The sequence below is a fragment of the Bacillus paranthracis genome, assembly GCF_024296885.1.
In the GTDB taxonomy this organism is placed as follows: Bacteria; Bacillota; Bacilli; order Bacillales; family Bacillaceae_G; genus Bacillus_A; species Bacillus_A paranthracis.
The window spans coordinates 5,097,236-5,121,763 of record NZ_CP101135.1 but is presented as its reverse complement, the minus strand read 5'-3'; the positions used below and the strand labels follow the sequence as shown (position 1 = coordinate 5,121,763).

The following is a 24,528-nucleotide window of genomic DNA, read 5'->3' as shown; positions in this document are numbered from 1 at the left end:
AAAATGGAGAGCAAACAAAAATTAGGGAGATTGATTACAGTGTTGGCTACTTTCCTTGCCTTTTCAGGTATAGGGGTAGTCGATCCAATTTTGCCAATTATTGCTGAAAAGATTGGTGCATCGCATTGGCAAGTAGAGATGTTATTTACAGCGTATATTTTGACGATGGCAATTATGATGTTACCAGCTGGAATATTTGCATCGAGATTTGGTGATAAACGAATGATGACAATCGGTCTTGCGATCGTGACTGTATTTGCGTTTATATGCGGTATATCGCAAACGATTGCTCAGTTATCTCTTTTCCGCGCTGGATGGGGATTAGGGAATGCGATGTTCTTCGCAACGGCGATGACTTTATTGATTGCATTAAGTAAAGAAGTTCATGAAGCAGTAGGGTTATATGAAGCAGCTATCGGTTTAGGAATGGCAGGTGGACCATTATTAGGTGGGATATTAGGTGGACATTCTTGGCGTTACCCATTTTTTGCGACGAGTATTTTAATTTTCTTAGCATTTATTTTAGTTTTCTTCTTTGTGAAAGAACCAGAGCGAAAAGTGAAGCGTAAAGCGGCAGGCGTAGGAGAATTACTTAACCTGGTGAAGTATAAGCCGTTTATGCAAGGCGCCATTTCAGGAATGTTATACTACTACGGATTTTTCGTTGTGTTAGCATATTCACCACTTATTATGCATTTATCTGCTATTCAATTAGGTTTTGTATTTTGTGGATGGGGACTCGCGTTAGCTTACGGTTCTGCAATTTTAGCACATAAGCTAGAAGGGAAATATGAGCCGAAAACATTGTTGAAAGGCAGTTTACTCGTATTTGCGCTATTCTTAATTGCACTATTCTTCGTGAAAATTATGTGGTTACAAATTGTATTAATTGTTCTATCAGGATTAGCATCAGGATTAAATAATGCATTATTTACAAGTTATGTAATGGATATTTCACCTTATGAAAGATCTGTTACATCTGGTGTTTATAACTTTGTTCGTTGGTTAGGTGGCGCAATTGCCCCCATTTTATCAGGGATTATCGGCCACGCTGTTTCACCGCAAAGTCCGTTTTTAGTAGGTGGGATTGTTGTATTAGTTGGTTGTGTAATGATTTTAATTCCGATTCGAAAACAGGTAGAAGTAGAGAGAAAAGCCCTTTCTTAAGAAAGGGTTTTCTTTATATGTATATGTTAGAACGCTCTGACTAAAATATATTTTCGGTATTTTTGTACTTTTAACTATACATTTTGTATGTTTTGTTTTATTTTTGTTAGGGGACATTAATGATGTCCCTATTATAAATTTGCATTGAAAGGCGTGATTGTACGATGGAACTATGGTTCACTGAAAAACAAACAAAACATTTTGGGATTACGGCGCGTATTAACCGCACATTACATACGGAGCAAACAGAATTCCAAAAACTTGATATGGTCGAAACGGAAGAGTTCGGAAACATGCTTATTTTAGATGGCATGGTTATGACAACAGAAAAAGATGAGTTCGTTTATCATGAAATGGTAGCGCACGTACCTTTATTTACACATCCAAACCCTGAAAACGTATTAGTTGTAGGTGGCGGCGATGGCGGTGTTATTCGTGAAGTGTTAAAACACCCAAGCGTAAAGAAAGCAACTCTTGTTGAAATCGATGGAAAAGTAATTGAGTACTCTAAACAGTACTTACCATCAATTGCAGGTGCATTAGATAATGAGCGTGTAGAAGTAAAAGTAGGAGACGGTTTCCTACATATCGCAGAAAGCGAAAATGAATATGACGTAATTATGGTAGATTCTACTGAGCCAGTAGGACCAGCAGTAAACCTATTTACAAAAGGCTTCTACGCTGGAATTTCAAAAGCGTTAAAAGAAGATGGTATTTTCGTTGCACAAACGGACAACCCTTGGTTTACGCCAGAACTAATTACAACTGTGTTTAAAGATGTAAAAGAGATTTTCCCAATTACTCGTTTATACACAGCGAACATTCCAACTTACCCAAGCGGTCTTTGGACGTTCACAATCGGATCTAAAAAACATGATCCATTAGAAGTAAGTGAAGAGCGTTTCCACGAAATCGAAACGAAATACTACACAAAAGAATTACACAATGCAGCATTCGCATTACCGAAATTTGTTGGCGATTTAATTAAGTAAGAGAATCGCACGGAACAAATAAAGTGTAAATAGCTCATTTAAGGTGTTTGTCCAGAAGACTTGAACATGCTAGCTATTTACACTTCTGTAAAGAAAATTGTCTTCTTTGTATGAAATAGAAGACCCGGTAAATCGAGAAAGAGGAGCAACTCGCTCCAAATTTGAGAAATAATGAAAGGTTGGGATACCTTAAGTTCCACATAAGGAGGAAAAGAATATGCGTTTTGATGAAGCTTATTCAGGTAAAGTATTTATTAAAAGTCATCCAAGTTTTGAAGAGTCGAAGGTAGTTATTTATGGGATGCCTATGGATTGGACAGTAAGTTACCGTCCGGGATCTCGTTTTGGCCCTGCACGTATTCGTGAAGTATCAATCGGTCTTGAAGAATATAGTCCGTATTTAGATCGTGAACTAGAAGAGGTAAAATATTTTGATGCGGGTGATATCCCATTACCATTCGGAAACGCACAGCGCAGCTTAGACATGATTGAAGAATATGTATCAAAACTTTTAGATGCCGATAAGTTTCCACTAGGTCTCGGCGGTGAGCACTTAGTGTCTTGGCCAATTTTTAAGGCAATGGCAAAAAAATATCCGGATTTAGCAATCATCCATATGGATGCTCATACTGATTTACGTGAATCGTATGAAGGGGAGCCTTTATCCCACTCTACACCAATTCGTAAAGTGTGTGATTTAATTGGTCCGGAAAACGTATATTCTTTCGGAATTCGTTCTGGAATGAAGGAAGAATTTGAATGGGCGAAAGAAGTAGGTATGAACTTATATAAATTTGACGTATTAGAACCGTTAAAAGAAGTATTACCGAAACTTGCAGGACGCCCAGTCTATGTCACAATCGACATTGATGTATTAGACCCAGCTCACGCTCCAGGAACAGGAACGTTAGAAGCTGGTGGTATCACATCTAAAGAATTATTAGATTCCATCGTAGCAATTGCAAATTCAAATATAAATGTAGTTGGAGCAGACTTAGTAGAAGTAGCTCCTGTCTACGACCATAGTGATCAAACACCAGTCGCAGCAAGCAAATTCGTGCGGGAAATGCTGCTCGGTTGGGTGAAATAAAAGCGGAATCCGCTGTAGCTGGATAAAATAAGAGCCCTCTATATGATTAGGGGCTTTTATTTTGTCGTTATGTGTCGGTAAGTCGATATGTCTTGTCGAATCGTCGATATAATGAAAAAATCGTTGATATATTTTGAGTTGTGATCGATATATTTGAAAAATCGTCGATATAATTTCATTTACCATTACGTAACATTAAAAAGAGCTATTCCCAAACAATGGGAATAGCTCTTTTTCTTATGCAACCTTCTCTTCCGAAGTAATGCCGCGAATGTCATCAGCAGAGCGAATTGGATATTTACGGAACACAATTGATCCGATGTATCCAACAATCGTGGTAACGATTCCACATAATATAGCAGCAATTGTTACTTTTACAACGTCATTAAATCCGAATAAAACAAGAAGTCCTGGGATTGGTGATGCTGTTCCTGGTGCATTATTAACGAGCTGGAACAGAGATGTAATAATACCAGCAAGTGCACCGCCAACGAAGTTTGTCGCATAAATTGGAATTGGATTTGCTGAAACAACATCGGCTTGTGTTAAAGGCTCGATTGCTACAGCAATTGTGTCTTTCTTTGAACAAATCTTTAGTCGTTTAAAGAAAATAAAGTTCATTGGGGCTGAGGCTGCTACGGCAAGACTACCAATTGCCATTGGTAAACCTGTTAATCCAAGCATTGCAGTGAGTGCCATAGAACTCAGTGGAGAGGTAGAAATAACTGTTATTAATCCACCAAGCATAATACCCATGATAATAGGGCTTTCTGTAGTTGCAACTGAAATCATAGAACCGATTTTACCGAGTGTTGCGTTAACGAGCGGATCCATAAGCATTGCCATTCCGCGTGAGATTGGTGCAGCGATAAATAAAATTGCTAAAAACTCTACACCAGCCGGTAATTTCTTTTCGAGAAATTTCACGACGAAGGCACAAACGTATCCAGCGAAAAATCCTGGTAAAATACCAAATCCACTAGTAGCGATACCGATTAAAACAGCATATACGGGGGAAACACCGATTGCTAATGCGACTAAAATCGCTGCTGCGACACCGCTCATACTACCGGAAGCTTCTCCTACTGATTGTAAAAAGTCATTATGAAACATTTCTCCACCTATATAACGATGAAATGCTTCAATAAGAAAACTTGCGATTGCTGCATTAGCTAAAGCACCCATTGCTTTCATGCCGTAAGGAGCACGGTAACTAAAAAGTGTAAATAGACAAAGTACAACAAGTAATAGTGCTAAACCTTGCAAGATAGCCATTTGAAAACTGTCTCCTTTGATTTTTGTAATAAAAATTCGTATCATTCAATAATAATATAAAAGTGTATGAAACGGAAAAATTTTTTCTTGGGAACTTGCTGTAAGAAAAAATCCCTTACAATAATGTAAGGAAAGTGTAAGACTTTTAGATAGAGTATAGTATGCCATTTTTCGTATAATACAAGTATAGATATATGACTAGGGAAAAAGAAGTGCAAACAGGAGGTTCATGTATGAAATTGGTAATTAAAGTTTTAACTGTATTCGCCATTATTCTAGGTGGAACAGCGTATTATTTGAACACAAAAACAGAAGGTGTACATGCTTTTGTAGACAACTTCTTTTCAAATAAAGAAATACAAGATTATTATGCGGTTATAGATAAAGGTGAGAAAAAAGACGGAGAATACTTGTATACTTTTAAAGGGTATACAGAAGACGGAAAGTTACAGGTTATTAAAAGAATGATGAACCGTGAATTGCATACGGGTGCTTTTATAAAAATTTATGCAAAAGGTATGCAAGGAAAAGGATGGGCTGAAATCCCGAAAGAATCAATTCCGCAAAAAGCGTTGGAAAAAATAGAAAAACGATAAAAGGAGCGACTCATTCGCTCCTTTTTTAGTGCGTTAAAATAGTGATAGATGTTTTTTCTTTGTTAGAAATGATTGTTGCACGTCCGCCAATTGGGAAAGTGAAAATCGGGGTTGTATGACCGAAACTTGCGTTTGCAATGATAGGGATATGTGCAAGCTCAGGCTTTGAAGCAATCATTTCTTGCACGTCTTCTATCGTACATTCTGCGCCTTTTTGCATCTTTCCTATAACGATGCCTTTTACATGTTCAAAATCTTGCTGCTGCATAAGAGAATGTAAATATCGATCAAAAGTTTTAAGAGTAGCTCTCCCAGTTAAACTATCCTCTTCAAGAAATAAAATTTTATCCTTTAAGTTTGGCATATATGGTGTACCTTGCAGTAAGTTCAATGTGCTCATATTACCACCGATAATATCTCCCGTAGCTTCTCCTTCGTGAATCGAAACGTATCCTTCATTCTTAATAAACTCTCGATTTTCCTGATCAATGTACCAAGAATCATCACTCCATGTTTCAGATGGTAGGACTTCAATCGGCTCATTAGAAGTTACGCATTTTAAAAAGTAATCTGTTGTATACTCGAGCCCTTTCTCCATTCCAAATGAAGAGAAATGGGGACCTGAATATGTAACAAGTCCTGTTTTAGTGTAAATTGCATTATTTAGTGCAGTGATATCCGAATAGCCACAGAAAAATTTCGGGTTTTCTCGAATTAAATCGTAATCGAGATGTTTTAATAAGCCATTAGAATTGTTTCCTCCAAGTGTCGTCAAAATGGCTTTTACATTCGGATCTTTAAATGCTTCGTGAAGGTCTTGAACGCGTGAAGAAATAGAAGAGGAAGCAAATCTGTCTATCTCATCAGCATATGTTGAAAATGTAACGTGAAAGCCCATTTCGGTTAACCTTTTTACAGCAAGCTTCCTGTTTTCAGTTGAGACAATACTTAAACTACAAGATGGTGAAATCACTCTAATTTCATCACCTTTTTTCAATTTTGTTGGTAGCACTTCATTCACCCCTTTAAATGAAAGAATATTTAGACTTAAAAAACATTTTATCATATGAAATAAAGTGAGAGTGAATTATGTTTTGAAATGGAGTTTTCCTGATTTTTCAGCAGACAGACAGAGGTTTTTTTTGATATGATAGGAAAAGTGATTTATTATAAGTAGTATTTAATATCTATAACATTTGAAAGGTGTGCAAGACGTGGAGAAACAACTTGCAGGCTTGCCGGTACACGTTCATTTCGTAACAGAAATCCGTGAAGGGGCGAGGAAGGAAACCGTTGCTTTTGAAGCAAATGGTCAATACTATGTAAAAGGTCAAGGTACATACGTAACATTCCAAGAGCCGAACGAACAAGGCGAAGTGAAAACAATTATTAAAATCCAAGATGAACAAGTTCTCATTATGCGTTCAGGTGCTGTTTCGATGCGTCAAACGCATGTGAAAGGTGAATGGACAACTGGTACGTACACGAGTGAACTTGGTACGTTTGCATTGCAAACAAAGACTGATAACGTTCTTTTTAAATGGTCGGATGAAAAGAAAAAAGGACAACTCTTCTTAACGTACGCATTGCTTCTAAGTGAACAAGAAGCTGGCAGATATACAATTACGATTAATTTGAAGGAGGCAAAATAATGAATTCTTTAGAACAAGTAAAAGGATTAATTAAAGAAGAAATTCAAGCTGCTGTATTAAAGGCAGAATTAGCGACAGAAGAACAGATTCCAAATGTAGTATTAGAATCTCCAAAAGATAAAACAAATGGTGACTTCTCTACAAATATGGCAATGCAACTTGCACGTGTTGCGAAAAAAGCACCTCGTATGATTGCAGAAGAATTAGTTGCAAACTTCGATAAAGCAAAAGCTTCTATTGAAAAGATTGAAATCGCAGGTCCTGGTTTCATTAACTTCTACATGGATAATAGCTACTTAACAGACTTAATCCCAACGATCGTTAATGCTGGTGAAGCTTACGGTGAAACGAATACTGGTAAAGGTGAAAAAGTACAAGTTGAGTTCGTATCTGCGAATCCAACAGGTGACCTTCACTTAGGACATGCACGTGGTGCAGCAGTAGGTGACACGTTATGTAACTTATTAGCAAAAGCAGGATATGATGTATCTCGTGAGTACTACATTAATGATGCTGGTAACCAAATTCATAACTTAGCTCTTTCTGTTGAAGCTCGTTACATGCAAGCTTTAGGTTTAGAGAAAGAAATGCCAGAAGACGGATACCATGGTGCAGACATCATTGCAATTGGTAAACGTTTAGCAGAAGAGTTTGGCGATCGTTATGCGAAAGCTGATGAAAAAGAAAGCTATGAATTCTACCGTGAGTACGGTTTAAAATATGAGTTAGCAAAACTTCAAAAAGACTTAGAAAGTTTCCGTGTTAAATTTGATGTATGGTTCTCAGAAACATCGTTATACAAAAACGGAAAAATCGATCAAGCTCTTGCTGTATTAAAAGAGCGTGACGAGATCTTTGAAGAAGATGGAGCAACTTGGTTCCGCTCAATGACTTACGGTGATGATAAAAACCGTGTATTAATTAAAAACGACGGTTCTTACACGTACTTAACGCCAGATATCGCGTATCACCGTGATAAATTAGAGCGTGGTTTCGATAAGTTAATCAACATTTGGGGTGCTGACCACCACGGTTACATTCCACGTATGAAAGCTGCTATTCAAGCGTTAGGTTACGATAAAGAAACACTTGAAGTAGAAATCATCCAAATGGTACAACTGTACCAAAACGGTGAAAAAATGAAGATGAGTAAACGTACAGGTAAAGCAGTTACACTTCGTGAGCTTATGGAAGAAGTAGGCGTGGACGCAATGCGTTACTTCTTCGCAATGCGTAGTGGCGATTCTCATTTAGATTTCGACATGGACTTAGCTGTATCAAAATCTAATGAAAACCCAGTATATTATGCACAATACGCTCACGCTCGCGTATGCAGTATCCTTCGTCAAGGTGAAGAATTAGGATTAGCTACAGGCGGAGACGTGAACTACAAACTTGTTACTTCTGAGAAAGAAGTAGAGTTACTGAAAAAACTTGGTGAATTCCCAGCAGTAGTTGCAGATGCAGCACAAAAACGTTTACCACACCGTATTACAAACTATGCATTTGAATTAGCAGCAACATTACACAGCTTCTACAATGCAGAAAAAGTATTAAACCAAGATAACTTAGAATTAAGTAAAGCTCGCTACGAGTTAATGAAAGCAGTACGCACGACACTTCAAAACGCATTAGCAATCGTAGGAGTATCTGCGCCAGAAAAAATGTAATTAAGAAAAGCGGAGCCGACTGTTTAGTCCCGAAGGCTAAGGTTCTTTCCCACAGAAGATGCATTTTATCTTCTCGTGGGGAAGGTTCTTAGACGGAAGGGGCTAGGAGGCAGAGCTAGACATAAAGAAAAGCGGAAGCGGCTCGTTCAGAATAGGAGGGGGATGGAGCTCCTGACAGAGAGGCGTACTTTGCCTCGGAGGAAGGCGCGAAGCCACCGAGTATTCTAAGCCGCTGGAGCTGGACAATAGAGAAAAGCGGGCCGATTTTCCGCTTTCAGTAAAAGGCAATCACACGATGTTGTGATTGCCTTTTTGTATGGAAATAATAAAAAAATAAAATTTTATCAAACAAAAGGAGAATTTGCGTCGTCTTATATAAATGACAGGAGGTTTATGATGGAAGAAAAGGTAGAAGAATTGATTGACATATATAAGCAGCAAATATATTCCTTATGCTATAAGTTAGCGAAAACGAAAGAAGATGCGGAAGATATTTTTCAAGAGACATGGATAAAAGTTTTTTCATCGCGGCACCAACTTTCTTACGTGGAAAATTATAAAAAGTGGATTACTACGATTTGTATTCGTACGTTTTATGATTTTTATCGTAAAAAGAAAAGATGGAAAGATCGTGTATTGGATTTATTTCATAAAGAAGATGGCGGAGAAATTGAGCATGCAGATGATGTGAATATATCAGAAGAATTTATTCAAAAAGTCGAAGCAGAAATGATACGAGAAGTTATACAGTTATTAAACGGAAAATATAAAACAGTGCTCGTACTCTACTACTATGAACAATATTCTTACAAAGAAATGAGTGAAATATTAAATATACCAATTGGTACGGTGAAATACCGCCTTAATTATGCGAAGAAGCAAATGCGAGAACATTTGGAGGGGTTCGTTTATGAAGGAAGACAAATTTGATCAAAAGATAAAAAGTAGTTTAGCGAAAGAGATGATTCCTAGCGAAGAGCTAATAAATAATACGAAGCAGGGCATGCGAAATGCTCGGAAATTAGAGAAGAGATGGGTTGTTTTCATTCATGCTATTTGGATGATTGTATTAACAGTCACCCTAGAGCAGTTTGTTAGTCATTTGGAGCATAAAATATCTGTCATTATAACGATAGTTATTATGATGCACCTATACATTCCTATATATGTTGTCATACAGTCGTTTTTAAAGAAGGAGTATAAATTACATGATAGAGTTCGCTAATCCATTTGTAGTATTTGAGATAGCTGGGATTACAATGTTTTTAGCTTTTATAGCACTTTTAGTATGTGTAGCATCATGGGTGTATACAGATGCGAAAACGCGTGGAATAAGTAAGTGGTGGAGTGTTGTAGCAATTATATTGCCGTTTTTTATTGGAGTTTTGTTATATATGATACGAAGAAGTAACAAGAAAATAGAAGGAGAGCATACGATGAATGCTGTGAAAAAACAAAAGATAACATTAGTTGTCATATTTGCAAGTGCGATGTTTGTATTACTGAGCGGTTTTGCTTTTCTTCAAACGTTAGATGATATGTGGAGAGCTGGTGATATATATTTAGAGAGTGAGCAACAAGGAGAGACAAGCTATGAGGCAAAATTCTCATCGTGGGATATTGCTGGGAAAGGTATTGAACTTGAGTATGCCAAAGACACAGAAGTAACATTTTCTTATGAGACGGATGCAAAACGTGGGAATTTATGCTTTAGCTTGTATGAAAGGAAAGGAGAAGGAGAAGGTATAAGGGAGTTAAAAGAAATCTGTGAATCAAAAAAAGGTACTTTTAAAGCTACATTGAAAGCGAATGAAAAGTATGTATTTAGTATAAGTGGTTTAATGGTGAAAGATGGTTTTGTAAAAGTGAATTGGGAAACAAAATAAAGGCCCTTGGGAAGGGCCCTTTATTTTATCGGATTGTATACGTAACCGAAAAGCTAACAGGACTATAGTAAACATAAGGTGCATGAAATTGAACGTACATATTCCCATCTGTTTTTGCAGTGAAAATTCGGCCGTAGCCATCAGAATAACGTCCAATAAGGTTATGATTTGAGTCATAAACACTGTAAGTAGGGGTTTTGCTGTTAGGTTGAATTGTTAACTCTTGTCCCTTTTGAAGGAAAACAGGTTCTTGTTCAGAACTACTTCGAGTTTGCAAAGAATAAAATTTTGTAAAGCTTTGTTCTTGAGTAGCGGCAGCGGCCTTTGTTTCAGGAATAAACGCGGTAGCACCAGTAATTCCTGCTAAAGTTAATGCACCGGCTAAAATTATTTTTTTCATAGTAGAAAAGCCTCCTTAATTGTTGTAATCATTTTTGTTACAGTTAATATTGTATACGATAATGAGTAGGAGAAAATATGCTTTTATGCATATATATTTTTTCTCAATAAAAGACCACTGATAAAAATCGGTGGTCTTTTAAATGACTAAGCAGCTTTTTGTTCAGTTTGAGCGACAGGTTTTTGAAGTGTATTATAAACTCCTGTTCCAATAACCTCTAATGCCATTTTCATACGTTCAGGTGAAATGTTCTCAAATACGTTATCTTGAGGTGTGTGATATACCTTTTCGATATGATAGATTAATGGATTCCAACTATCGACACCCATCCAAATAAATAGAGCGGCAGGAATCCCAACTTCAGCAAATGGTACGTGATCACTAGAGCCGAATTTTCCTTGCAGTACAAGGTCATTATTTAACTGTTTACCTGCTTGCAAGGCTGCATCTGTTACAAGGTTTGGAGAACCGTTAGGCGTCATAGCATATAAATTCTTTGCTTTATCGTAATTTGTTGCGACCATGTCTGCGTTAAAGACACCTAAAATTCGATCGCGTTCTTTTTGGGATAAACTATTAACGTAATAATCAGAGCCAAGTAAGCCAGTCTCTTCAGAACCGAAAGCAATAAAACGAATTTCTTTATCAGTTTCTACATTTTGAAAAGCACGAGCTAATTCTAATACTAATCCTGTACCAGAAGCATTATCATTTGCTCCAGGTGCTCCAACGACACTATCGTAGTGTGAACTTACAACGACAGCTTTTTCATTACCTGTACTGTTTTTTGGTTTCTTTTTAGCGATGACGTTTAATGATGTTAAATTAGATTCATGTCTCGCTTTTAGGGAAAGAATTGTTGTTCCTTTTTTAGCGATTTCTTCTTTAAATGCATTTCCTTGCGCATAAGCAAGACCAAAGACAGGGATAGATTGCTTTTTCGTTAGGCGGGGATTGAAAGTTTGTCCGTAGTTTCCACGTCCACCAATTAAACTGTATAAAAGAACACCTTTTGCTCCTTTGCTAACGGCATTTTCAACTTGTTTATTATAGTCAGCTACTGTTGTTCCTCTTTCGAATAGAACAATTTTTCCGTTTACTTCATTTGGGATATCCTCTAATTTTGTCCCACCTTGAACAAAGATAAGAGGAGCCGTAACAGATTCTGTAGAAATTAGTGCGTTAGGGGCAGCACCAGCTTGCCAATTACGCTTTGTGGATAATGGTGATTCAATAAATCCAACGTATTGATCCGGCACTTGGAATGGTTGATATTCTACTTCGTAGCCCATTGATTTAAGCTGCATACCGACGTAGCGAGAAGCCCATTCTTCTGATTTTGTCCCGCCAGGTCGAGGGCCAATTGTTTCGGATAAGAAACGGATGTGTTCGATAGCGCGGCTTGCATCAACTTGTTTTGTAATAGATGAAGTCTGTGTGATTTCTGAAGTGGAATCAGCTTTGGCTTGTCCAATCGGAGCTAAGCTAACAGCGAGTGATACAGCAAGCAAAGAGCTTACTATTTTTTGTTTCAAAGATTTTTTCATTTTTTCCTCTTCTATTCTTCTATTCTCTCTGACTGACAAAAGAAGACGGATAACGACTTCATTTTACCCTTATCTTTATTATTTTTCAATATTCTGACATTGAGAAATAAAAAACGCTATATGCACATTTGCATATTTTTGACGGAGATATGTATGCTATCATTTTAAACGAAGGTTCGCTTTCTATTTGGAAAGCTCCTACATTGCATGAATCTAGTGTACCCAAACTTTAGATTATGTAGAGAAAAGAATCCACTGTAGGGTTTCTTTTCTCGTGTTTGAATCATGTGATGATAAATATGTTTCCGCATTTCATAATTATCATCAGTGATATATGTAAGGCATCCATATGAAAATACGAGGCTGTTCAAAGGTTTTCCGTACTTTTGGACAGCCTCACCCCGTTAAAAGGACGATACTCTATGTATCGTCCTTTTTTGTATAAAAAAACACCCAATCAAATGTTCACTTGATTGGGTGTGAAAAACTATTAATAATATTTTTTGCGTTTTGTAGCTAAAATACTTAACAAACCAGCTAGTAGAAGTAAGATACCTACTGTTTGAGTAGAATCTTTTTTGTGACCTGTATTTGGAAGTTCTTTACCCGTATTTCGGTCATCTTGCTGTTTGTTTATTTGTGTTTCAGGGTTACCTTTTTCTAGTTCTTCGGAAGTTTCCTTACCTGGTTTCTCTTCTTTATTCGGAGGAGTAATTGATTCATTATCTCCACCTGATGAAGATTCAATCTTTTTATTTGAAACTGTAATTTGTAGTGGTGCAGCTTGGGCTTTTTCAATTGTAAAGCTTATTGGTGATGCATCTAATTGATAGCCTTCAGGAGCTTTTGTTTCCACTAGTTGATAATTGCCAGGTTTCAAATCATTTATGATTAATTTACCATGCCCATCTGTTTTTAAGCCTTCTCGTACTACTTTTCCATCTTGATCTAAAATATTGAAAATGGCACCCTCAAGTGTTCCATTGTGATCCATATCAACTTTAGTTAATTCTATTGAACCTGTTGTTAAACTATTTAACGCTGTAACAGAAGTAACTTGAGATTGTCCTTTCGTAATTGTGAAAGGAATTGGCTTAGCGTTTAAATCGTACCCAGTAGGAGCTTTCGTTTCAATAAACTGATAGTCACCCGGACGTAAATCAGAAACAGAAATTTTTCCGTCTTTATCAGTAGTTAAATCAGCGCGAACGTCATTGCCGTTCATATCAACGATTTTAAAGATAGCTCCTTCAAGAGTAGAGCCGTCGATGTCATCGACTTTCGTTAATTCCACAGCGCCCTTCGTTAAGCTATTCTTAGCAGTAACAGAAGCAGTAGTGGTTTGACTCTTTTCAACAGTAAAGTTGATAGGAGTTTGATTTAAGTCGTAATGAGTAGGAGCTTTCGTTTCAATAAACTGATAGTCACCCGGACGTAAATCAGAAACAGAAATTTTTCCGTCTTTATCAGTAGTTAAATCAGCGCGAACGTCATTGCCGTTCATATCCACGATTTTAAATACTGCACCTTTAAGAGCAGTACCATCGACATCATCTACTTTAGAAAGTTCCACAGCGCCCTTCGTTAAGCTATTTGTAGCAGTAACAGAAGCTGTAGCGGTTTGACTCTTTTCAACAGTAAAGTTGATAGGAGTTTGATTTAAGTCATAATGATCAGGAGCCTTCGTTTCAACGAACTGATAATCTCCTGGACGTAAATCAGAAACAGAAATTTTTCCATCTTTATTAGTAGTTAAATCAGAACGAACGTCATTGCCGTTCATATCCACGATTTTAAATACTGCGCCTTCAAGAGTAACACCGTCGATGTCATCAACTTTTGTTAATTCCACAGCGCCCTTCGTTAAGCTATTTTTAGCGATAACAGAAGCTGTAGCGGTTTGACTCTTTTCAACAGTAAAGTTGATAGGAGTTTGATTTAAGTCGTAATGAGTAGGAGCCTTTGTTTCAATGAATTGATAGTCTCCCGGACGTAAATCAGAAACAGAAATCTTGCCATCTTTATCAGTAGTTAAATCAGAGCGAACGTCATTGCCGTTCATATCAACGATTTTAAAGATAGCTCCTTCAAGAGTAGAGCCGTCGATGTCATCGACTTTCGTTAATTCCACAGCGCCTTTTGTTAAGCTATTCTTAGCAGTAACGGAAGCTATTTTTTCTTGTCCTTTTTTAACTGTGAACTTAATAGGTGTTTCGTTTAAGTCATAATGGTTAGGAGCTTTTGTTTCGATAAACTCATAGTCTCCTGGCGGTAATTCATCCACAACTAAACGGCCGTTTTTATCAGTAGTTAAATCAGTACGGACGTCGTGTCCATCCTTATTAACAATTTTAAATACCGCACCCTCGAGTGTTGTGTTTTTTTCAACATCATCGACTTTAATTAACTCCACACTACCTTTCGTTAAGCTGTTAGTAGCTGTAACGAAGACATGCTTTGTTTGACTTCTTTCAATTGTGAACTTAATAGGATCTTCATTTAAGTCATAATGTTTTGGAGCTTTCGTTTCAATAAATTGATAGTCTCCAGGTTGTAAGTCTTTAGCGATGATTTTTCCGTCTTTATTGGTAACTAAATTCGTACGAATATCATTACCGTTCATATCAGTAATTTTAAATACCGCACCTTCTAGCGTTTCTTTCGCATCTAAAGAGTCAACTTTCGTTAATTCAACGCCACCCTTAGTTAAGCCATTTTTAGCAGTAACAGAAACGTGAGTTGTTTGGCTTTTCTCGATAGTGAAAGGAATAGGTGTTTTATTTAAATCATAATGTTTCGGAGCTTTCGTTTCCACGAATTGATAATCTCCTGGTCTTAAATTAGAAGCAGAAACTTTCCCGTCTTTATCAGTAGTTAAATTTGTGCGAACAATTTTACCTTTCGCATCAATGATGTTAAATACTGCATCAGAAAGTTTTGTATCTGGATTTATATCATCCACTTTAATTAACTCTACCGCACCTTCAATTAAGCTGTTCTTAGCAGTGACTTGTAACTTCTCTGCTTGGCTTTTCTCAATTGTAAATTTAATTGGTGTAGCATCTAGTTTATAGTGCTTAGGAGCTTTTGTTTCAATAAATTGATAGTCTCCAGGATGTAAATCAGGAATAGAAACTTTCCCTTTCGCATCTGTCGTAATGCCAGTACGAACGTCATTGCCGTTCATATCAACAATTTTAAATACCGCACCTTCAAGAGCCGTACCGTCGATATCATCCATTTTAGAAAGTTCTACCGCACCTTTAGTTAAACTATTTTTAGCAGTAACAGAAATCGGTTCGGCTTGTCCTTTCTCGATAGTGAAAGGAATTGGTTCTTTATTTAAATCGTAATGTTTCGGAGCCTTTGTCTCGATGAATTGATAATCACCCGGACGTAGGTCAGGAACGCTAATTTTACCTTGTGAATTGGTAGTAAGACTCTTGCGAATTACAGTACCCTTCATATCAACAATGTTAAATACAGCACCCTCAAGAGTAGTACCATCGACGTCATCGACTTTAGAAAGTTCAACGCCACCTTTAGTTAAACTATTTTTCATAGTAACAGTAGCAATATCTTTTTGGCTTTTTTCAACTGTAACTACAATTGGCTTTTTGTCTAAATCATAATGTTTCGGAGCGGTTGTTTCGACAAATTGATACGTACCAGGACGTAAATTTTCAACAACGATCTTTCCTTCATTATTTGTTTTTAAATCTGTTTTAAGCACTTTTCCGTTTTGGTCTAGTAAATTAAATACCGCATCAGAAAGTTTCATTTGATCGTTTAGATCATCTACTTTAAGTAGTTCAATACTACCTTGTTGTAAGCTATTTTTAGCAGTTAAAGAAATAGCTTTCTTCTGTCCTTTTTCAATAGTGAAATGGATTGGCGTTTCATCTAAAACGTAATGCTTAGGTGCTTTCGTTTCGATGAATTGATAATCACCCGGACGTAGGTCATCGATTTCGATTTTTCCTTTATTATTTGTAACAAGATCTTTATGAATGACAGTACCGTTCATATCAACAATGTTAAATACAGCACCTTCAAGTTTAGTATCATCGATGTCATCTACTTTAGAAAGTTCAACGCCACCTTTTGTTAGAGCGTTTTTAGCCGTAACATGAAGCGTTTCAGTTTGGCTTTTCTTAATTGTAAATTTGATCGGTTTTTTATTTAAATCGTAATGTTCAGGAGCGATTGTCTCAACGAATTGATACGTGCCAGGACGTAGGTTTTCAACAACAATTTTCCCTTCATTATTTGTTTTTAAACCTTTTTCAACTAGCTGTCCGTCTGCATCTAATAAATCAAATACAGCATTAGCAAGTTTAGTGTTTGTATCGATATCATCAATCTTTGTTAATTCCACGCTACCTTTTTTCAACGTGTTTTTACCCGTAACATTGATCTCTTTCGTTTGACTTCTTTCAATTGTAAATGGAATCGGTGTTTCGTCTAATACATAGTGCTCAGGAGCCTTTGTTTCAATGAACTGATAGTCTCCAGGACGTAAATCAGAAACGGAAATTTTTCCATTTTTATCTGTACCAAGGTTTGTGCGAACTTCGTTACCCTTCATATCAACAATTTTAAAGATTGCACCTTTTAGCATTGTACGATCGATGTCATCAATTTTCGTTAATGTGACTGCACCTTTCTTTAAGCTGTTAGTAGCAGTAACAGTAATGTTTTCTTTTTGACTTTTTCCGATAGTGAACGGAATAGGATCGTTGGCTAACGTATAGTCTTTGGGAGCTTTTACTTCAATAAATTGATAGTCACCTGGGCGCAAGTCAGAAGCAGAAACTTTACCCTGCTTATCGGTAGTTAACTCTTTACGAACCACCTTTTTCGTATCATGAGCATCAACAATGATAAATTCTGCACCTTCAAGAGTAGCGCCATCAACGTCATCAACTTTTGTTAAAGTAACGCCACCTGTAAGTAAACTATTTGTTACAGTGACAGGGACTGGAAGATCATCCTTGCTACCTTTTTTAATTGTGAACTTAATAGGTGTTTGATCTAATTTATAATGTTCAGGAGCTGATGTTTCAATAAATTGATAATCTCCTGGTGCTAAGTCAGGAATAACTATTACTCCATGATCATCTGTTTTTAAATCTTTCGCAATTTCTGTACCGTTTGCGTCTTGTAATGTGAACACTGCGCCGGCAAGAGCGATACTACTCTCCACATCATCTTCTTTAATAAGTTTAACTTTTCCTTTCGTTAAACTATTTTTAAATGTAAGTGGAAGAAGTTTTTGTTGTCCTTTTTCGATTGTAAATTCAATTGGCTCTACATTTACATCATAATAAGTTGGAGCCTTTGTTTCGATAAGTTTATAGTTACCAGGACGTAAGTCGTCTACAACTAACTTTCCTTCACTATTCGTAACAAGGTTCGTACGAGTATCTTCATTCGTATCTCTATTAACGATTTTAAATACTGCACCTTCAAGTGTTTCCTTTTCATCTGCAGCATTCACTTTTGTTAATTCAATACCGCCTTTTGTTAAGCTGTTTTTAGCAGTAACAGTAGCTGACGTTGTTTGACTTTCTGTAATTGTGAACTTGATTGGACTTGTGTTCTTATCATAATACTTCGGTGCTGTTACTTCGATAAATTTATAGTCGCCAGGGCGTAAGCCAGTAGCGATAGCTTTACCATCCGCACCCGTTTTTATATTTTCGCGAATGACTTTCTTTTCATCATTAGCATCAACAATTTTAAATACAGCACCTGCAAGAGCTGTACCATCGATATCATCAACTTTCGTTAATTCAACATCTCCTGGTTTTAAAGCATTTTCAGCTTTCACAAGTAGAGTTTCTTTCTGACTCCTATCGATTGTAAATTCAATAGGTTCTGCTCGTAAAACGTAATGTTCAGGAGCAGCTGTTTCAATAAATTTATACGTACCAGGACGTAACTTATCAGCTTTTGTTTTTCCATCAGCATTTGTAGTTAGGTCAGTACGAACATCATTGTTATTTACATCAACAATCTTAAATACGGCGCCTTTTAGAGGTTTTTTATCACCGAATTCATCAACTTTTAATAATTCAACTTCTCCTGTTTTTAAACTGTTAGTTGCCGTAACAGTAGCAAATGACTGTTGGCTTTTATCGATTGTAAACTCGATAGGATTTGTATTTAACACATAATCCTTAGGAGCTTCTGTTTCAATAAATCTATACGTACCAGGCTCTAAGTCTTTAACAGTTACTTTACCATCCGCACCAGTTGTTACATTTTTGCGAATGATTTTCTTTTCATCATTAGCATCGACAATTTTAAATACAGCACCTGCAAGAGCTGTACCATCGATATCATCAGTTTTTGTTAAAGTGACGCCACCTTTAATGAGGTGATTTGTCGCAGTAACAGTAACTGCTTTCTTTTGACTTTTTACAATTGTAAACTCAATCGGTTTTTTATCTATGTCGTAATCTTTCGGTGCCTTTTCTTCGACAAATTGATAGTCTCCAGGGCGTAAATCTTTTGCTTCGATTTGTCCTTGATCATTTGTCGTTAACTTTTCATAACCAGGAACTTTTATGTTGTTCCGGTCTCTTACACTGAACTCCGCACCAGCTAAGGTTTTTCCATCTTTATCGACTTTTGTTAAAATGGCCGCGCCTGGAATCAAGCTGTTTGTTGCAGTTCGGTTGATTACTGTTGTTTGATCTTCCGCGATTTTAACCTCAATCAGTCGATCATCTAATTTATAATGCTCAGGAGCCTTTGTTTCTTGTAAGTAGTAAGTTCCTGGTTTTAAATGATCTACAGTAATTTGTCCTTTATCATTTGTTATTAATTCTTTATGTTCTGGAATAACCTGTTTGTTTTGATCCAGTAAAGAGAAAACAGCATGTTCAAGTCTCTCTCTACTCGTAGCATCAGTTTTTGTAAGTACTACTTTCCCAACAAACTTTTTATTTGTAAGAGTATATTTTGTAATTTCTTCAGAACCTAGCTCGACAAGTATACCTTCTTTTAATTCTTTACTAATTACATAACCTTGAGGTGCTTTTGTTTCTTTAATTAAATATTTATCACGTCGTAAGTTGTTAAACTTGGCGACGCCGTCATCACCTGTTGTAATTGAACGAATAGCGGTTGTGCCTGTCTGATCATATAAAGTAAATTCTGCTCCGGCTAATGGTACTTTTCTATCTTTGTCATCAACCTTTATAATTTGAAGACTTCCGCGTCCTTTATTAGCAGAACCACCCCCAGATCCAGAAGATACTTTAACTACCTTTTCTTCTGTTGTTTCAACCTGAGTTAATGTTAAACGATTACCAGTAATCTTCACTTTATTACTCACTGTCTCATTATTGTCTGCATTAATGAGTGAGCGATATTCTAAAATATAAGCTCGATTAATGGTATGAAGAAATTCAACTTTAAACTGTTGTTTTCCTGTATCGTTGTCTGTTGTTACTTTGAGTTTATAGTCTGTTCCTTCTTTTAATTCATTTGTTGTGTCTTTTGTTAAAGTGCCATCCACAGCTACTGTTGTTGGGTATAGGTGGAAGGACTTTTCATCAAGAATTTGATTGTCTGTTGGGTTATCTGTTACGACAGCATTTTCAATAGTTGATTGACTCGGATTAATGGAAACACTCCAATCAATATACTTGTCATTTTGTTTTGCTGTTTTCGTAACACCGCTACCACCGTTTTTGATCTCAAATGCACCATGGATAGTAGTAACAGTTTTCGATCCATCTTTTAAATCGGCATAATTATCGTAGCGTTTATTAATTTGTTCACCTACAAGTGAAGTTTTAAAGCTAATATAATATGCAGAATTAATTTCGTTTTTAAAATGCACCGTTAATGTATTGTTGTTCTCTTTTGCTGGATGTTCTATCGTATATTCGCTAGGAGGAACAGGATCGCCTACTTCAAATCCATGTGCACCACCAGTTAATTTCATATGTCGAACTTCAATAGATTCAGGTATTAATTTTTGGTTATCTCTTAATACGTCGACGATAGAAGGATCCTTAATCGTTCTATTATTATAGTTAAATCCAATTTTCCATGTAATTTCTTTCGTTTGGGCATTGTAAGAACCGTATTTAAATCCGTTGCCTTTTGTATAGCCATCAGGATCGAATGTATCATTGGATGAACTATTTTTATCGTCCCCGTTTATATCTACCCATGTTAACTTTGCGGTATTTTTGAAGGACGTATTTTTACCCTTATTCTCTTTCACTTTAGATAAAGTTTCGTAATTAAAGTCTGTTGTGTATGTGATAGTTAAAGTTTTATCCATATTAGACTTATAATCACCGGTTAGTTTCACTTCAAATCCTGTATCTGTTACATCAAGTGTGTAATCAAAATTTGGATCAAGCGTTCTTGATCCGTCTGTAATTTTGAAACTATCTTTCTGTAACGTTAGGCCACCATAGTCAAACGTATCCTTGATAACAGCATCATTTAACACGTAGTTGTTATCATTGACAATAATTGTCCATGTTGTTGTTTTCTTATTGTAATCCGTATCTTTTTTATTATGTTTCTTTATGATGTTTTGTTGTTTTAACGTAACTTTGTTTGTTTGACTCCATTTACCATCTGCAATAATTTTATTTTCGATTTCGCCATCTTTTATGACATCATTCGTAGCTTTCGATGTATAAGTAATCACATAGGCACTATTAATATCTTCATTAAACTGTAAATCAAATCCCTCATCAGTTTCTTTTACAGTAAAGTTTGTGGCGTTGTCACCTGTAACAAGTTTTCCTGCATCATCATAAGAAGCATTTTTTACCACGATAGAATTTTTATCAACTTTATGAGATTTATCCAAAACATCTTTTAAAAGCGCATCAGCTTTTTTAATATCTCTCTGATCACCGTTATAAGTGATTGTCCATTCGATTGTTTGTGTTTTTGGATTGTACTTACTAGTTTTCTCAAGATGTGTACCGCGTGAAACAGTTACAGTGGCATTTGCAGCTACACTACCTTGATTATCACTGGATACTTTTGCGTTGTTTTTGAAACTAGTAACACTTTCATCTGTAATCTTTGTTGCATATTCAATTTCATATGCTTTATTCGTTTCTTTTTTGAAAGCGATATTTAATTTATTAGAGGATGAAGTAAGTTCATATTCTTCTTTAGGAACTTCTGCACCACGAGTTGTTTTCCCGTTAATATCTACTTCCAAATAGTAGACCTTAATAGAATCTTCGTTGAGACTAGCCCCATTTGGAATGTCATCTTCAAAGACGGCATTTGTAAGCTTATCTTTTGTCTTGTTCATTTCTACTTTCCAATTAATTTGATTCGTATTAATTGGTCTATCAGGTACACCTTTTTTATCTATAGATTTTGTTACTTTAGGCTTGAAATCAAGCTCAATAATAACGTCTTTTTCTTTAATAGGGAATGGAATTTGTTTTTCGGTAGTCCCTGTAATTTTTAATTCATTAAACTCCGTACGAATATTTAAATCTCCAGCTATATTAGGATGATCTTCAACATATTCGTTAAAAGTCATCGTTACTTTGCCATCAGGCGTAACAACGAATGATCCAATCGTATGTCCTTTACCATCTATTAAATCTTCTGTAATGGTATTGTGGACAATAAAGTATTCTGGGAGTTGGAAAGTGTAGTAATCACCTTTTTTGACGTTTAGGGACTCTAAAATTTCCCATGTAAAATCAATTTTAGTAATAGAATCTGGACTTGGACGATTATCCGTATCATTGAATGGCTTACCGTCTTTGTCCGTTAGTGTGACACCTGTTAAAATATTTTCTGTAATTTGCTTAGGTGATGGGTCTGGATTATCAACAGGCTGTTCTGTTGTGTTATCACCATTTTTTTGCTCTTCCGTAGGTTGTTGAGCATTGCCGTTCTTTTGCTCTTCCGTAGGTTGCTGAGCATCACCGTTTTTTTGCTCTTCCGTAGGTTGTTGAGCATCACCGTTTTTTTGCTCTTCCGTAGGTTGCTGAGCATCGTCGTTCTTTTGCTCTCCCGTAGGTTGCTGAGCATCACCGTTCTTTTGCTCTTCCGCAGGTTGTTGAGTATCGCCATTCTTTTGCTCTTTTGCAGGTTGTTGAGCATCACCATCTTTTTGCTCTTCTGCAGGTTGTTGAGCAGTATCCTTATCCGCAGTAGGTGAAGCCGGGTTATCTACTTGAACAGGAACTGAAATAGGCTTAGCTGTTGCACCTAAAGGGAAAGAGAGTTGAACAGATTTTGCACCAGATTTTAAATCTGGATTGAATACTGCATCAATACTGATTTTTCCGTTAGCACCTTTGGAATCTTTTACTTGGTCGTTAAATACTAGTTTCATTTTGTTATCGTTTGCTTTAACAAAATATTGACCAATAATTTGTTGCTCTGCCATCAGATTTCCCTGTTGGTCACTTTTTACTTTTAATGCGTTAGGTATTTGGAGCACTGCTGAGTCTGTTTGTTGATCTTTTATTGACCAAGCATATTCTAGGTGAATGGTTGATCCTACTTTTATTAAGTTTTTAGGATTTAATGCTTCGTCAATAATATGATTTGTTGCATCTTTCATTTCAACAGTGTCAAATAATGAATTCCCTGCTAAGGTTTCTGCTTTTACTTGATTGTATGGAAAACTAGCAAGTTGCGAAAATAGTACGAATACAATTAAACATATATTGAAAAGTTTTTTCATTGTGCCTCCTTTATGAATCCCTCTATTGCATAACAATGCTTTATGAAGAGATTATTTGTCATAGATCAATGTGCTTTACGTGATGCCTCCTTTACTACGTATACTCTTATAGAAAAAGTGTTCATATTGATGTCTTGTAACGTAAAACAAATGTATATTTTAATAATATAGGGAGTGAATATACAAATTTCGACAAAAAAATGTCGAATGAAGTGCTGATAAGGAATGATATCAGACCTTTATAGAATGCGAGTTGTTATGTGGTTCTTTATAAAATAGGTACATACAAAAAATATGCAGTGAAATGCTTAAACTATTTTATAAGGATTTGTATTCTTGCAATGTGTAAAGAATCGTTATAAAGGTGAGTTTTACGATACATACTAACCAAAATAATGTATCTCATTGTAAAAAGTTCTTTCGTATTGAGGTAGTGATAAAATGTAGCTTGAATTTGGTCAGAATGAAGAAAATATGTACTATCTAAAAGAGTATACAATTCGTAGATTAAAGTGAAGACAGCGTCTTATAATAAATAGAACGCATTACTTTAATCGATGCTGTTAAATAAAAAAAGAAGGTACTCCCTTGATTATCTTCTATAAGAGATAATCATCAAACCTTCGTTAAAAATTATATACGTAAATGAAAAAGAGTTCAACCGTATTGCTTCTTTTCAAAAAAGTATGTAAAAAGAACCGCTTCTTAGTAAGAAGCGGTTCTTTTTTATACTTCTGTTAAAATAATCGGTTCGCCACGTGTTACGACAACTGTATGTTCACATTGTGCAACAAGGCTTTTATCAGGTGTAACGAATGTCCAACCATCATCGCCACGTTCGATAATGTGATCAGCTTTCATAGAAATGAATGGCTCTACAGCGATAACAAGACCATCTTTTAGAAGCGCATTATCCATTGGATCAAAATAGCTTAAAATGTGGTTTGGTGCTTCATGTAAGCTAAGACCAATACCGTGACCAGTTAAATTTTGAATAACATTATATCCATTTTTATGTGCAAAGTTTGAAACGGCACGACCAATTTGGTTTTGTTTTGAACCAGCTTTCACCTTTTTCATTGCTGCCCAAAAGGCATCAACAGCTGCTTGGCAAAGCTTTTCTTTTGCTTCATCTTCTCCAAGTACAAATGAAATACCTGTATCTGCATAATAACCATCAAGTGCTGCAGATACGTCGACATTTACAAGGTCGCCTTCTTTTAATACACGATCACCTGGAATACCGTGAGCAACTTCTTCATTTACACTGATGCAAGTTACGCCAGGGAAATCATATTCTTTTTCAGGCGCAGAAATAGCACCATGCTCATCTAATACTTTTTTGCCAATCAAATCAAGCTCTTTCGTTGTCATACCTGGCTTCGCTTCTTTTTTCATTTCTTCACGTGCAAGCGCAACGATGCGGCCGATTTTTCGTAAGCCTTCTAAATCTTGTTCATTACGAATAATCATGAAAACCACTGTCCTTCCTCGAATATATATCTTACCCGATTGTATCATGTTTATTTTCGTCCTGCTACTCGCTTG

At 36.3% G+C, this 24,528-nt stretch carries 15 protein-coding genes; 9 read left to right on the top strand and 6 right to left on the bottom strand.

What is annotated here, in order from left to right; translation table 11 throughout:
* Positions 1-3: 3 nt before the first annotated feature.
* From NLJ82_RS26495 to speB, 3 genes are all read left to right on the top strand, one after another.
* Positions 4-1,167, top strand: a complete 1,164-nt coding sequence (locus NLJ82_RS26495) for an MFS transporter (RefSeq protein ID WP_000444218.1) — start codon at positions 4-6, stop codon at positions 1,165-1,167.
* Positions 1,168-1,331: 164 nt separating this feature from the next.
* Entirely contained in the window at positions 1,332-2,159 is an 828-nt protein-coding gene (gene speE, locus NLJ82_RS26490) for a polyamine aminopropyltransferase (protein WP_000424696.1), read from the top strand.
* A gap of 217 nt (positions 2,160-2,376) precedes the next feature.
* Complete coding sequence (gene speB, locus NLJ82_RS26485) at positions 2,377-3,249, top strand: agmatinase (protein ID WP_001209831.1); 873 nt, start codon at positions 2,377-2,379, stop codon at positions 3,247-3,249.
* Between the two features lie 237 nt (positions 3,250-3,486).
* Here the strand turns inward: speB and NLJ82_RS26480 are convergent, their stop codons facing one another.
* The gene (locus tag NLJ82_RS26480; protein WP_000996317.1) at positions 3,487-4,524 is read right to left on the bottom strand and encodes a PTS sugar transporter subunit IIC; all 1,038 of its coding nucleotides are present in this window, start codon (positions 4,522-4,524) and stop codon (positions 3,487-3,489) included.
* A gap of 233 nt (positions 4,525-4,757) precedes the next feature.
* Between NLJ82_RS26480 and NLJ82_RS26475 the strand changes: the two genes are divergently transcribed.
* Positions 4,758-5,120, top strand: coding sequence for a YxeA family protein (locus tag NLJ82_RS26475; RefSeq protein ID WP_000779935.1), 363 nt, complete (start codon positions 4,758-4,760; stop codon positions 5,118-5,120).
* 25 nt (positions 5,121-5,145) lie between these two features.
* Here the strand turns inward: NLJ82_RS26475 and NLJ82_RS26470 are convergent, their stop codons facing one another.
* Complete coding sequence (locus NLJ82_RS26470) at positions 5,146-6,132, bottom strand: S66 family peptidase (RefSeq protein ID WP_000938065.1); 987 nt, start codon at positions 6,130-6,132, stop codon at positions 5,146-5,148.
* 202 nt (positions 6,133-6,334) lie between these two features.
* Here NLJ82_RS26470 and NLJ82_RS26465 point away from each other — a divergent pair, with 202 nt between their 5' ends.
* The 5 genes from NLJ82_RS26465 to NLJ82_RS26445 all read left to right on the top strand — a co-directional run bounded on the left by NLJ82_RS26465 (position 6,335) and on the right by NLJ82_RS26445 (position 10,328).
* Positions 6,335-6,772: a YwiB family protein gene (locus NLJ82_RS26465; RefSeq protein ID WP_000414867.1), complete on the top strand. Its 438-nt coding sequence runs from the start codon at positions 6,335-6,337 to the stop codon at positions 6,770-6,772.
* Positions 6,772-8,442, top strand: a complete 1,671-nt coding sequence (gene argS / locus NLJ82_RS26460; RefSeq protein WP_001086449.1) for an arginine--tRNA ligase — start codon at positions 6,772-6,774, stop codon at positions 8,440-8,442. The genes NLJ82_RS26465 and argS overlap by 1 nt, the downstream gene beginning before the upstream one ends.
* A gap of 396 nt (positions 8,443-8,838) precedes the next feature.
* A complete protein-coding gene (locus NLJ82_RS26455; protein ID WP_000391652.1) occupies positions 8,839-9,372 on the top strand; it encodes an RNA polymerase sigma factor in 534 nt (177 codons plus the stop codon).
* On the top strand, positions 9,353-9,667 hold the full coding sequence (locus NLJ82_RS26450) for a hypothetical protein (RefSeq protein ID WP_000656676.1): 315 nt from the start codon (positions 9,353-9,355) through the stop codon (positions 9,665-9,667). The genes NLJ82_RS26455 and NLJ82_RS26450 overlap by 20 nt, the downstream gene beginning before the upstream one ends.
* Positions 9,651-10,328, top strand: a complete 678-nt coding sequence (locus tag NLJ82_RS26445; protein ID WP_000568898.1) for an ABA4-like family protein — start codon at positions 9,651-9,653, stop codon at positions 10,326-10,328. Before NLJ82_RS26450 ends, NLJ82_RS26445 begins: the two co-directional genes overlap by 17 nt.
* 25 nt (positions 10,329-10,353) lie before the next feature.
* On the opposite strand, the gene NLJ82_RS26440 is transcribed toward NLJ82_RS26445, so the two are convergent.
* The 4 genes from NLJ82_RS26440 to map all read right to left on the bottom strand — a co-directional run bounded on the left by NLJ82_RS26440 (position 10,354) and on the right by map (position 24,501).
* Complete coding sequence (locus tag NLJ82_RS26440) at positions 10,354-10,728, bottom strand: hypothetical protein (protein ID WP_000720477.1); 375 nt, start codon at positions 10,726-10,728, stop codon at positions 10,354-10,356.
* Between the two features lie 146 nt (positions 10,729-10,874).
* Positions 10,875-12,275 carry a M28 family metallopeptidase gene (locus NLJ82_RS26435; protein ID WP_000749145.1) on the bottom strand — a complete coding sequence of 467 codons (1,401 nt, stop codon included), beginning with the start codon at positions 12,273-12,275 and terminating at the stop codon, positions 10,875-10,877.
* Between the two features lie 490 nt (positions 12,276-12,765).
* Positions 12,766-22,980, bottom strand: a complete 10,215-nt coding sequence (locus NLJ82_RS26430) for a SpaA isopeptide-forming pilin-related protein (protein WP_000732697.1) — start codon at positions 22,978-22,980, stop codon at positions 12,766-12,768.
* A 726-nt stretch (positions 22,981-23,706) separates the two neighbouring features.
* Positions 23,707-24,501 carry a type I methionyl aminopeptidase gene (map, locus tag NLJ82_RS26425; RefSeq protein WP_002081265.1) on the bottom strand — a complete coding sequence of 265 codons (795 nt, stop codon included), beginning with the start codon at positions 24,499-24,501 and terminating at the stop codon, positions 23,707-23,709.
* Between the last annotated feature and the right edge of the window lie 27 nt (positions 24,502-24,528).

Coding starts and splice junctions, on each gene's coding strand:
- NLJ82_RS26495 (WP_000444218.1), top strand. CDS start 4: ATGGAGAGCAAACAAAAATTAGGGAGATTGATTACAGTGTTGGCTACT.
- speE (WP_000424696.1), top strand. CDS start 1,332: ATGGAACTATGGTTCACTGAAAAACAAACAAAACATTTTGGGATTACG.
- speB (WP_001209831.1), top strand. CDS start 2,377: ATGCGTTTTGATGAAGCTTATTCAGGTAAAGTATTTATTAAAAGTCAT.
- NLJ82_RS26480 (WP_000996317.1), bottom strand. CDS start 4,524: ATGGCTATCTTGCAAGGTTTAGCACTATTACTTGTTGTACTTTGTCTA.
- NLJ82_RS26475 (WP_000779935.1), top strand. CDS start 4,758: ATGAAATTGGTAATTAAAGTTTTAACTGTATTCGCCATTATTCTAGGT.
- argS (WP_001086449.1), top strand. CDS start 6,772: ATGAATTCTTTAGAACAAGTAAAAGGATTAATTAAAGAAGAAATTCAA.
- NLJ82_RS26455 (WP_000391652.1), top strand. CDS start 8,839: ATGGAAGAAAAGGTAGAAGAATTGATTGACATATATAAGCAGCAAATA.
- NLJ82_RS26450 (WP_000656676.1), top strand. CDS start 9,353: ATGAAGGAAGACAAATTTGATCAAAAGATAAAAAGTAGTTTAGCGAAA.
- NLJ82_RS26445 (WP_000568898.1), top strand. CDS start 9,651: ATGATAGAGTTCGCTAATCCATTTGTAGTATTTGAGATAGCTGGGATT.
- NLJ82_RS26440 (WP_000720477.1), bottom strand. CDS start 10,728: ATGAAAAAAATAATTTTAGCCGGTGCATTAACTTTAGCAGGAATTACT.
- NLJ82_RS26435 (WP_000749145.1), bottom strand. CDS start 12,275: ATGAAAAAATCTTTGAAACAAAAAATAGTAAGCTCTTTGCTTGCTGTA.
- NLJ82_RS26430 (WP_000732697.1), bottom strand. CDS start 22,980: ATGAAAAAACTTTTCAATATATGTTTAATTGTATTCGTACTATTTTCG.
- map (WP_002081265.1), bottom strand. CDS start 24,501: ATGATACAATCGGGTAAGATATATATTCGAGGAAGGACAGTGGTTTTC.